This is a genomic window from Blastococcus sp. CT_GayMR20 (assembly GCF_004570345.1).
The window spans coordinates 1-953 of the sequence record NZ_SPQM01000323.1; the positions used below are offsets into that span (position 1 = coordinate 1).

Genomic DNA, 953 nt, shown 5'->3' on the forward strand with positions numbered 1-953 from the left:
CGCGCTGTCGGAGCTGCTCGGCGGCCTGCTCCATGCCAATCCCATCGCCACCCTTACGGGCTGACTCGCGCACGCCGCGGGCCCACAACGACCAACGACAAGGAGAATCGCGCGGGTGACGAGCGAAGCGCGGGCACGTGCGCGGGACGAGGAGGAGGACATGACCTCCGTCGGTCCCGACGACGAGTCCACCGGAGCGACCGACGCAGGGACCCCCGAAGCGGGGATCGCCGGCGACGGAGCACCCGACGAGGAGACGGCAGGCACCCCCGGGCCGGGCCGGCGGTCCCGGCGGCGGCGGGGCGGTGGGGACGACGTGGGCGGAGACGCACCGGCCAGCGGCCGTGGGCCCGCCATCCCGCTCGTGCCGACGCTGGCGGTGCTGCTGGTGCTCCTCCTCGGCGCGGCCGCCTTCCTCTGGTTCACCCGGCCGGGCGAGTCCGCCGTCCGCACCGGTGACTACGCCGAGGCGCTGCAGGCCGCCCGGTCCGGTGTCGTGGACCTGACGTCCTTCGACTACCTGACCCTCGACGACGACATCGAGCAGGCCCGCCGGGTCACCACCGGCGACCTGCGCGAGGAGTCCGTCGCCGAGCTCGACGAGCGCCGGCAGGAGATCACCGACCTGCAGGCCGTCGTGAACACCGAGGTCGTCGGCGCGGGCGTCACCCGCGCGAACGGGGAGGACGCCACCGTCCTGCTCGTCATCCAGTCCACGCAGGAGAGCGCCGCGAACCCGCAGGCGCAGATCATCCGCTACCGCATCGAGGTCACGCTGGAGAGGGTCGAGGACCGCTGGCTGCTGTCGGGCATCAAGGGGACGGGGCCGGGCAATGACTGACGCACCCGACGACCGCCCGCGCCCCACGCCGCGCCCACGCCCCGGCGCCGCCCGCCCGACTCCCAGCCCCCGCCCGCGGGTCGCCGGGAGCCGCCGCGACCGCGAGGAAGCG

The 953-nt window shown here is 75.0% G+C and carries 1 protein-coding gene; it reads left to right on the top strand.

Annotation, left to right across the window (positions count from 1 at the left end; all coding sequences use genetic code 11):
- Positions 1 to 160: 160 nt before the first annotated feature.
- On the top strand, positions 161 to 841 hold the full coding sequence (locus tag E4P40_RS27720) for a hypothetical protein (protein ID WP_135161486.1): 681 nt from the start codon (positions 161 to 163) through the stop codon (positions 839 to 841).
- Positions 842 to 953 lie beyond the last annotated feature (112 nt).